The organism is Pantoea sp. Ft-CA_14, assembly GCF_024520875.1.
GTDB lineage: Bacteria > Pseudomonadota > Gammaproteobacteria > Enterobacterales > Enterobacteriaceae > Pantoea > Pantoea agglomerans.
Window position 1 is genome coordinate 350348 of record NZ_JALNPM010000001.1, and the last position, 10145, is coordinate 360492.

Sequence of the window (10145 nt, forward strand, 5' to 3'; positions counted from 1 at the left end):
CAGGTTTTGGTGAGCTTCATCACATTATTTCGTCTGGCCGAATATACTTTTGCAGGTTAATTGCGGTAAGCATTCACTGTAATCAGCAGAACATTCACTGTAGTGAGCAAACAGGTTTAAAAAATCATCAGCCAAACCGGGTACATTGAGCGGGAAAGGGGAGAACACAGAAGACGAACCTTGAGATCAAACGTTCACTGTAGTCAGTAAAGCTTGTGTCTCATCCGGTGACGTTATGGAGCAGGCGAAAGAGCGATGGATACATTGATAAATGGATTTCAGGCAGTGACTGCAGGTTGCAGTGCTGATCTTTGCCACTGCATCACTTCAACATTCACTATAGTCAGTAGCGTTTTACGTGTTCAGCTCTGTGAAGAGCAACGTTCACTGTAATCAGTAAACTTGCCGATCAGGAGCCAGAAGAGGGAGCTGGGCAGAGTAAACGTTCACTGTAGTCAGTAAGGATGGGTTGAATAATCCTCAGCGGATGATAAAAGCATCGGAATCTGGAGAGGGAATATACACCGGCAATGTCACAACAAGGTCTGGTGTGCGATACAGAAGCGTAAAGCCCATAAACGTTCACTGTAATCAGTAAATCCAGAAAGCAGTAAACATTCACTATAGTCAGTAACACTACTAGTGGAAGAGGGATGAGAAGAAGAACAGCCACGCAAACATTCACTGTAGTCAGTAGTCAGTAGTCAGTAGTCAGTAGTCAGTAGTCAGCAGTCAGCAGTCAGCAGTAAGTAGACAGAGGCGATTCCATTCTGCATCAGGGCGTGCCGACAGGGTCGTAATATGAGTCAGTAGTTAGCAGTAAGTAGACAGAGGCGATTCTGTTCTGCATCAGAGTGTGCCGACGTTGTTCCGAGTCATGAAGTGACCAGACCTTGCGAGCAACGGCTTCTTCTGTCGCCCTTCAGCCAGTCATACACCAGCCCCGTATCGTATACATCAGCAATGCCGTCAGCAGGTTCACTTTAACGTTCACTGTAATCAGTAGAATGCACGATGCCTTCAGGTACACCGCAGCAAACATTCACTGTAATCAGCAGAACGTTCACTGTAATCAGTACAAGATTAGCATCCCGCCATGGCAGTTATGACTCGCTTCAGACCGGACATCTGGCAACAACGTTCACTGTAATCAGTAGCGATTCGGAAAGCCGTTTAAGAGATTCAATGGTGAGGCGAGGGTAGTGCCCATCAGCAAACATTCACTGTAATCAGTAACAGTGTCACGCTGCTCTCTCTGGTTACGTGTGTCATTCAGGTCATACGTATCATGTGAATCACGCTGAGCAGACCCCTCATGGTAAACCGCATCCAGCCCTGATTTGCTGGCCAGTCGTTAATGCTCTTTGAGAACAGGCCAGAGCAAAGGCATTCACTGTAGTCAGTAAAAAGGATTCACTGTAATCAGCAGAGAGAGGCTTAGCCAACCGAAGTCAGGGCATTCACTGTAATCAGTAAACACAGTATAATTGAGTGCTAACCAATATGAGAGTAAGTACTAACTTACTTGTTAAGCCTTATAAAATGGCACGCAGAAGGGGGAGGGGGGAAGAACACACATTTGCACGGCGGCCCGGTTACTGATTACAGTGAACGTTACTGATCACAGTGAATCCCCGGAGAGTACTGATTACAGTGAATGAAGAGAGAATGGCGCAATGTCACCGGTGACGCAGAAAGTGACACTGCCACGCAGGAATACTGATTACAGTGAACGTGAGGGGTTAATCATCAAACTCGATCTCATCCAGCGAATCGATGCTCTCCAGATTACTGATGCCATCAAGCTTAGGCGTACGGCTGTGGATAATAAAAAAGACTGAGCGGCCACGCTTCACTTCTGAGTAATCCAGATAACCGATCTCTTTCAGCTGCTCCATCGCGCGCCGCACGACATGGTTCTGCGTGGTGGTCTTAGAGCCGAGGTTCAGGCGCATACGCAGGCGTGCAAGCGAGATAGGCGCCGGATTGGTTGGCAGGCTTTCCAGGAAGGTGTAAAGCGCCTGCGCAGACTCTTTACGCTTCAGACGGGATATTGCACGGAGCTGAAGCAGGACCTTGTGGTCGAAGTTATAGAGTTCGAACAGCTTGGGGTCGGCCTGGATGCGCACAATATCTTTTTCGCGATCGTAATAAGCAGACTGAACAAGGTGGGTATGATAGGCCTTGCCGTTGCCTTCAAAAGAGAGCGTATTGGTCGCGATACGGCGCAGAGAGGCATCAAGACGCTTGCGCAGGGCAGCTGAAGAGTTGGCAGAGGGAATGCCACACATCTTCACAAAATCGATAAACGGCAGCGTGACGGTATCGCCTTTGGTCGGATAGCGGGAAAAAGATTGAATAATACCCGCCCAGGTTTTGAAATCGTTATCCATATCCAGCCGCGCGCCGGTAATGGTAATCTTTTCGTAGCCTTCCGCTTTCACCAGCGTCAGATTCTTCAGCTCTTTCGTCGCATCCGTTGATGCCATCGCACCGGATTTACCGCGTGCAGTAGATTTCAGCGTCGGCACGAACAGCCCAAGACGCATTAAAGCGACAGGCTGAACGGTATTATTCTTGTTGGGATGAAGCTGAATAACTTCACCGCTGTTTTTTGTCACTGACAGAAAAGGTTCAAGTAACGCTTTGTTTTCGTTGTCTTTATCTGCCATGGCGTAAGATCTTCATTCTGTGGATGAAAGGGATCGTTTTCTGACTACAGTGAACATTAGCACTGTTTACAGTGAACATTCTACCTGGTACAGTGAATAAAGTACTGATTACAGTGAACACTTTACTGATTATAGTGAACGCGATCACCCTTTCAGCCCTTGTGGGGTGCGGCCTGCGACGATCGGGGATCTCTTAGGATCTCTATATGATCTATTAAGGATCGTTTATTAGGATCTGTTCACTGTATAAGTGGAAAACTTAAGGCGTAACATCATTTTCAGATGAGCTGACCATCAGCAAAAACTGGCCAGCAATCTGCCCACTGCCTGACCGACTAATCGGCTATAGCCGCATTCATTCTCAATCTATAAACAACTTCCTCACTATTATTCATTTTTCATCATCAACTACAGCGCGTATCGTCTCTCCATCACTGACAGAATGAGGAAAACGGCACCATGACTGAACATGCCCTATCACGTAACCCTACAACTGGTGAAATTCTGGCACGCTATCCTTTGCAGAACAGTGCAGAGCTGGAACAGACACTAACTGAAAGCGCATCTGCTTTTGCAGCATGGAAACAGAGCACCATGACGGACCGCGTTCGCGTATTACGTCAGCTTGGCGAACAGATCCGTCTGCGTGAGCAGGATCTTTCCCGCATGATCACCCTCGAGATGGGTAAACCCATTGCACAGGCACGCGCTGAAGTTCTGAAATGCGCTAACTTATGCGACTGGTATGCGGAACATGGCCCTGCAATGCTGGCCGATCAGCCTACTCAGATTGCCGATGCGTGGCAGCGATTCCGTCCCATCGGGGTGATCCTGGCTGTAATGCCATGGAATTTCCCCCTGTGGCAGGTTCTGCGGGGCGCAGTGAGTATGTTGCTGGCGGGCAACACCTATCTGCTTAAACACGCGCCTAACGTCATGGGAAGCGCCACACTGATGGCTGATCTGTTCAGGGCAACCGATCTGCCTGCTGGCGGCTTTAACCTGATCAACGTTGACAACGACGATGTCTCCGTAGCCATCAAAGATGACCGTATTGCCGCCGTTGCCGTTACCGGAAGTGTCCGGGCTGGCGCCGCGATCGCCGCACAGGCGGGCGCAGCACTTAAGAAAACCGTGCTGGAGCTGGGTGGATCCGATCCCTTTATCGTGCTGGCGGATGCCGATCTTGATGAAGCGGTTAAATCAGCCGTTATTGGACGTTTCCAGAATACCGGACAGGTGTGTATGGCTGCCAAACGCTTTATTGTGGAAGCTCCGATCGCTGAAGAATTTGAAAAACGCTTCACTGCCGCGGTCCAGGCACTCACCATGGGCGATCCGCTGGATGAAAATACCTTCCTGGGCCCGATGGCACGCGCCGATCTGCGTGACGAACTGGATGGACAGGTAAAGGCCACGCTGCGTGAAGGTGCACGTCTGGTACTGGGCGGCGAGAAAGTGGCAGGGCAGGGTAACTACTACGCGCCGACCATTCTCGCTGATGTCACCAGCGACATGACCGCGTTCAGGCAGGAGCTGTTTGGCCCGGTAGCCGCTATTGCGGTCGCCAGGGATCCACAACATGCGCTGGAGATCGCCAACGACAGCGAATTTGGCCTCAGCGCCACCGTCTGGAGCGGTAATGAAGAGATTGCCGATCGTCTGGCGCTGCAGCTGGAAGTCGGTGCTGTGTTTATTAATGGCAACGGCGCGTCCGATCCGCGCGTTACCATCGGTGGTGTGAAGAAAAGCGGCTACGGCCGTGAGCTGTCGCACTTTGGTGTGCACGAATTCTGTAACGTGCAGACCGTGTGGAAGAATCGTCGCTAGTATTTACTGTGCCGACGGAAGATAAGCGGGCGCTGTTTTAGCGACCGCACTGAGCGGACGCAGCAACCGATGCGGTGCAAACGCACTCAGTATTGGTGAGCCTGTGCCGCTCAGCATCTCCTCAGCCACCAGCCTGCCCAGCAATGGGGCAAGTGTCATGCCGCTATGGCTTACCATCAGATAAACGCGTGCTGACTCGCTGATGTAGCCTAATGCCGGCAAGCCATCTGCCGGACGCGACCGCTGTCCTGTTTCAATCCGCTCAATTCTCGCGCCTTCCGTGTTTTTAAACAGCCGCCGCAATCGACGCAGCATCTCTTTGCCAATCAGTCCATCCGGCGAGACCGGCCGCGCTGGATCGGCGTGCTGATCCAGATCCAGCGCCTGCAGCATCAGACGGCCACCGCCATCCGGCCGCACATTCAGTTCCGGGGTAATCAGATTGCATTTAAGTGGGATCGGCAGAGGCTGGGTCTGCGCCAGAAAACTGCAGGCAACAGGATCGGCTCGATTCGCATCGGTCATCGCCAGTTCAAGCCCGCACTGACTTATCAGTTCCGGTGCCCAGCGGCCGGTCGCCAGTACCAGCTGATCGCCGCGCCATTCATCCCCACTGGCCAGCGTAAGATGGACATCCTGCGCCGATTCAGTGAGCGTCGTCACTTCATTGTTGCAGACCAGCTGCCCGCCACTGGTACGCAGCTCTGCCAGCAGAGAGGCGATAAACAGGCTCGGATAAAGCAGACACTCCGACGGGAAAGACCAGGCGTGCTGAACGCGGGGATCAAGCCGCAACTCGGGCATTGCACCCAGAAGTGCGGCGCGGCTACGTTTCTCTACGGGGTAATCGAGCGTCGTAAGCTTTGCTGCGCGCTGCGCCAGCTGGCGCAGGGATGATTCATCGGCCGCCCACTCCAGCGTGCCGGTTTCCAGCAGCCATCGGGGTGATGCAGGATGGCTTGCCTGCCAGCGCTTGTGCTCGTCTATCGCATGGGCATTAAGATCATGGTAGCTGGTGGGTTCTTTGCCGTTGGCATTGACCCAGGCATAGCTGATCTGACTGGTTCCGCTGCCAGGATAGTTTTTATCGAAGACGGTGACCTGTGCGCCCCGTCGCGACAATGACTGCGCGACGGCTAAACCCAGCACGCCTGCACCGATTACGGCAATACGTTGTGGCATATCTGGTCTCTCCTGAACAGGGATTAGTGGAAAACTGCTACCCGCCGGTTCGTTTACTATTGCGAAGTCAAAGAAGTACGTCAACCGCAGCGTCAGGCGGTGGTTTCATCGAACCATGCGGGCACCGGATCGGCCAGGGTGATCCACTGTTCAGGCCCCGCAGCCATCTCCTGTGGTGTCAGCAGCGCATGATCCAGCGCGGCACGGACGCTCTTCTCGTCCATCTCAATGCCGATAAAGACCAGTTCCTGGCGCGCATCGCCGGTACCTTCCTGCCACTGTTCAGCGATAAAGTTGAGCGAATCTGCATCCTGTGGCCATTCAGTCCGCGGCACGCTGACCCACCAGCGCCCGGCATAACCCTGACGTGCCACCGCGCCCGCCTGCGACCACATTGCGGCATATTCCGGCCGACTGGCCAGCCAGAAGTAGCCTTTAGAGCGGATAACGCCGTCAAGCTGGTGGTTTACTGCATGCCAGAAACGCTGCGGATGGAACGGACGACGGGCGCGATAGACAAAGTTACGAATGCCATACTCCTCCGATTCCGGCTGATGCTCACCGCGCAGGGTCTGCAGCCAGCCGGGTGCCTGCGCTGCCCGGTCAAAATCAAACCGGCCGGTATTCAGCAGGCAGTCCAGCGGAACCTGCCCAAACTCACTGTTCACAATAAGCGCGTGCGGGTTAAGCGCCTGCAGCATGCCCTTCAACTGGTGCAGCTGCGCCGGGCTGAGCAGGTCCGTTTTGTTCAGCACCAGCAAATCACAAAACTCAATCTGATCCACCAGCAGATCAACCACTGAGCGCTCATCCTGCGCGCCCAGCGATTCGCCACGTGACTGCAGATCATCGGCTGAACGATAATCGCGCAGGAAGTTAAAGCCATCGACTACGGTGATCATACTGTCCAGCCGGGCATAGGCTGACAGACTTTCACCCGCTTCATCTTCAAACGTAAAGGTTTCGGCAACCGGCAGCGGTTCAGAAATGCCGGTAGACTCAATCACCAGGTGATCAAAACGCCCGGCCTGAGCCAGACGTTTTACCTCCAGCAGCAGATCTTCACGCAACGTGCAGCAGATGCAGCCGTTACTCATTTCGACCAGCTTTTCATCGGTGCGGGAGAGCTGCGCGCCGCCATCGCGCACCAGCGCAGCGTCAATATTAATTTCAGACATATCATTGACGATCACCGCGATCCGCCGTCCTTCGCGGTTGTTCAGAATATGATTAAGCAGGGTAGTTTTACCGGCACCGAGAAAGCCGGAGAGAACGGCAACCGGCAGACGGGGATCGTCGGATGTCAGAGCAGAGAGTGTCATGGTGTTACCTGTAAGAACGCGATTATAGATACGTTATAACATAACATTAGTGAGTTTGTTTTCAATCCGGATTTGTGTTTTTGTTGTGGGTACCAATGAGCGTTAAAAGGGAGTGGAAATGCAACAACTCACGCTTGTCCCGCGTCTGATGCCAGCCGTCAGGTCCGGGGAGAAAACCTCGACGATTCGCTGGCAGGAGGGCGATATCACCATGGGTCCGCTGAGACTGGTGAATCAGCACGATGAAACGGACGCGGTAATCGTGTGGGTGACGCAGGTCGACACGCTGCGCTTAAGCGAAGTCGCCGCGACGCTGGGGAAACAGGAGGAATAGCCTGATGAGGTGCTGCTGGAAGGGATGCGCGAGCACTATCCGGAGATCAGGCTGAGCAGTGAGGTGCAGCTAATCACTCACCTCACGCCCGCAGAAACCCTGCAGAAGCTCACTAAACAGTGATCAGCTGTGCTCAATCACCAGCAGCGCCATCGTATCGGCTTCCAGCGCCCGAAAGATATGCAGCTCATCGCCCGGATAGGTAATGTAATCCCCCACATCCAGCTCCACCGCACTGTCGACCGGGCCCACCAGCGCACGCCCTTTAGCGATAATAATATGCTCAATGGTATTGGGGATATGGGGCTGGGAAATGCGTTCGCTGCCGGGCTGAACTTCCAGCAGATAGATATCACGCCGAACGCCGGGCGGGCAGGAGGCCAGCAAAACGGCCTGATAATCGGCAAGATCGGCGGTAACCGTCAGGCCCTCTCCACGCCGAATCACCTGCAGACGACGCGCATCCGGCTCCAGCAGACGTGAAAATGGAATGTTCAGCGTTACGCATAGCGACCACAGGGTTTCAATGCCCGGATTGCCATTACCCGCTTCCAGCTGTGACAGCGTAGATTTGGCGATCCCTGCGCGGCGCGCCACTTCAGCCAGTGAAAGACCGGCTCGCTGACGTTCACGTACTAAGGCACTGGCAATAATGCTGATAGGGGTATTCAAACGCACTCCTGATAACCTGAATGTTTTTTATATCGAACATAACGTTCGTCTTGTAAAACGCTTTCGCAGTGTTCATTATATCGGATTATATGTTCATTATGAGACAGAGTGATGCTTTTTCCGCAAATGCAGTTGCTGGACAAAGGGGTGATCAAAGCGATTTTTCTGGTCTGCCTGGCTGATGGAATTGTTGGTTTATCCTATGGCTCGCTGGCGTCGGCCGACGGGTTTCCGCTCTGGGTGCCGCTGGCGCTCTCAACGCTGGTGCTGGCGGGGGCGTCGGAGTTCCTGTTTATCGGCATTGTGGCCGGTGGCGGCAGTCCATTTACCGCCGCCGCAGCGGGCCTGCTGGTAAACGCACGTCATTTGCCGTTTGGCATCGCGGTTAAGGATCTGGTGGGGCAGGGTCCGTCAGGCTGGCTGGGCTGTCACATCATGAACGATGAAAGTGTGGTATTTGGGATCTCTCAGCCGCAACTGGCGCAGCGCCGCAGTGCTTACTGGCTGTGCGGTATCGGTATCGGCTTGATATGGCCGGTCAGCGTCATGATCGGGGCAGCAATCGGGCAGTTTATTCCTGATGTCTCGGTGATCGGACTGGATGCGGTGTTTCCGGCGATCCTGATTGCTCTGATCTTCCCGGCGCTGCGCCAGCGACGCACCCGGATCCCCGCGACCGTCGGCGCGCTGCTCTCCTTGCTGGCGACGCCACTGGTTCCGGCGGGCATGCCGGTGCTGTTTTCACTGCTGGGCCTGCTGACATGGAGATCGCGCAAATGACACATCAGGGAATGATTATCGCCGGGATTGCCCTGCTGGCTGCCGGAACCTATCTGATGCGGTTTGCAGGCGTCAGGCTGGGAAACCGTCTGCCGATCAGCGAGCGCACCCAGCAGATGCTCTCCGACGCCGCCACGATATTGCTGCTGGCGGTAGCGGCCACCACCACGCTGTTTGAAGGCCAGCATTTTGCCGGTGTGGCACGGGTGGCGGGCGTGGGCTTTGCCCTGTTGCTGGCGTGGCGTCGTGCGCCGCTGATTATGATTATTCTGGGGGCGGCGGCGATGACGGCGCTGTTGCGTTTTCTCGGCGTGCCCTGAGGATGTCATTAACCCCGGCAAAAGCGGGGATGTTATCGCAGTGAAAATTTGTCAGGATGGCACTCTCTCAGGCGTGATTAGCCCGATAACCTTGCAGGGATTGCTGAATGAACACTATCCGTATCTGTTTCCTCCTGATGATGCTGACCGTGATGACAGCCGGTTTAACCGCCGTTCCGGCCATTGCCCGACCCGATATGCGTCCGCTGGGCAAGAACATCGCCGACACAGGCTCTGCCTGGTATCGCTTCCAGAGTAAAAAGTTTGTCTCACAGGATGGGGAACGGCACTATCGGGTGTGGCTTGCTATCCCCAAAAGCGATGCGCCGCCAGGCGGCTATCCGGTGCTCTGGCTACTGGATGGCAATGCGGCGATGGCGCATTTGACAGAACCTCTGCTTAAAAAGCTGAGCAGCGGCACGCCGCCAGTGCTGGTCGCGGTGGGTTACGACACCCATTTGCCCTTTGATGTGGTGGCGCGTAATTACGACTACACCCCACCCAATGATGCGCCTGATACTCTGGTCACTCAGCCTCATGGCCGCAAAGGCGGAGGCAGCCATCAGTTTCGTCAGCTGCTGCTGAACACAATTGTCCCGTGGGCAGAACGCCTTGCGCCCAGTAATCCGCAGCGGCGTGCGCTCTGGGGGCACTCCTACGGCGGACTGTTCGTGCTGGATACCTTCTTTCATGCCGCCTGGTTCAGCCATTACTTTTCGGCTGCTCCCTCGCTGAGCTGGAATCATCAGCGCATTCTTACCCTGGCCCGACGCGCCGACGCCGGACCGCTCAAACATTTGTCGCTCTATCTGATGGAGGGCGATGGCATTACCGAACGCCGAACCGGCCACTCTGACGATCTTCAGCAGGAAGAGCGTGCGCTTACCGACATCCTGCGCCCGAGCGGTGCCAGACTGATTCTGACGCGTTATCCCGGTCAGAGTCACGGCCAGATATTACCCTCATCGCTGGTGGATACGCTGGAAATAGTTTCCGGTAGCCGGGATTGATATCTGACCGGGCATCGCGGCAT

General features: G+C 54.5%; 9 protein-coding genes. 5 read left to right on the forward strand and 4 right to left on the reverse strand.

Translation table 11 applies throughout. The annotated features are described in order from the left end of the window. Positions 1–1742: 1742 nt before the first annotated feature. Positions 1743–2672 (reverse strand): RepB family plasmid replication initiator protein, encoded by a 930-nt coding sequence (locus NR195_RS01710; protein WP_010246820.1) that lies wholly within the window; start codon positions 2670–2672, stop codon positions 1743–1745. A gap of 459 nt (positions 2673–3131) precedes the next feature. Here NR195_RS01710 and NR195_RS01715 point away from each other — a divergent pair, with 459 nt between their 5' ends. Continuing rightward, positions 3132–4502, forward strand: a complete 1371-nt coding sequence (locus NR195_RS01715) for an aldehyde dehydrogenase family protein (protein WP_256843976.1) — start codon at positions 3132–3134, stop codon at positions 4500–4502. A gap of 3 nt (positions 4503–4505) precedes the next feature. On the opposite strand, the gene NR195_RS01720 is transcribed toward NR195_RS01715, so the two are convergent. Together NR195_RS01720 and zigA are read right to left on the reverse strand one after the other, a co-directional pair. Further along, entirely contained in the window at positions 4506–5684 is a 1179-nt protein-coding gene (locus NR195_RS01720; protein WP_089414700.1) for an FAD-binding oxidoreductase, read from the reverse strand. Between the two features lie 92 nt (positions 5685–5776). Beyond that, complete coding sequence (zigA, locus tag NR195_RS01725) at positions 5777–7006, reverse strand: zinc metallochaperone GTPase ZigA (protein ID WP_010246814.1); 1230 nt, start codon at positions 7004–7006, stop codon at positions 5777–5779. 118 nt (positions 7007–7124) lie between these two features. Here zigA and NR195_RS22940 point away from each other — a divergent pair, with 118 nt between their 5' ends. Then, positions 7125–7340 carry an ASCH domain-containing protein gene (locus NR195_RS22940; RefSeq protein WP_372340741.1) on the forward strand — a complete coding sequence of 72 codons (216 nt, stop codon included), beginning with the start codon at positions 7125–7127 and terminating at the stop codon, positions 7338–7340. A gap of 123 nt (positions 7341–7463) precedes the next feature. Here NR195_RS22940 and NR195_RS01735 read toward each other — a convergent pair whose 3' ends face one another. Then, positions 7464–8012 carry a helix-turn-helix domain-containing protein gene (locus NR195_RS01735; protein WP_033768731.1) on the reverse strand — a complete coding sequence of 183 codons (549 nt, stop codon included), beginning with the start codon at positions 8010–8012 and terminating at the stop codon, positions 7464–7466. Positions 8013–8123: 111 nt separating this feature from the next. Here NR195_RS01735 and NR195_RS01740 point away from each other — a divergent pair, with 111 nt between their 5' ends. The 3 genes from NR195_RS01740 to NR195_RS01750 all read left to right on the forward strand — a co-directional run bounded on the left by NR195_RS01740 (position 8124) and on the right by NR195_RS01750 (position 10122). Continuing rightward, a complete protein-coding gene (locus NR195_RS01740; RefSeq protein ID WP_010246808.1) occupies positions 8124–8792 on the forward strand; it encodes an AzlC family ABC transporter permease in 669 nt (222 codons plus the stop codon). Then, positions 8789–9112: an AzlD domain-containing protein gene (locus tag NR195_RS01745; protein ID WP_010246806.1), complete on the forward strand. Its 324-nt coding sequence runs from the start codon at positions 8789–8791 to the stop codon at positions 9110–9112. Before NR195_RS01740 ends, NR195_RS01745 begins: the two co-directional genes overlap by 4 nt. 107 nt (positions 9113–9219) lie before the next feature. After that, on the forward strand, positions 9220–10122 hold the full coding sequence (locus NR195_RS01750) for an alpha/beta hydrolase (RefSeq protein ID WP_163800109.1): 903 nt from the start codon (positions 9220–9222) through the stop codon (positions 10120–10122). The last annotated feature ends 23 nt before the right edge of the window (positions 10123–10145 follow it).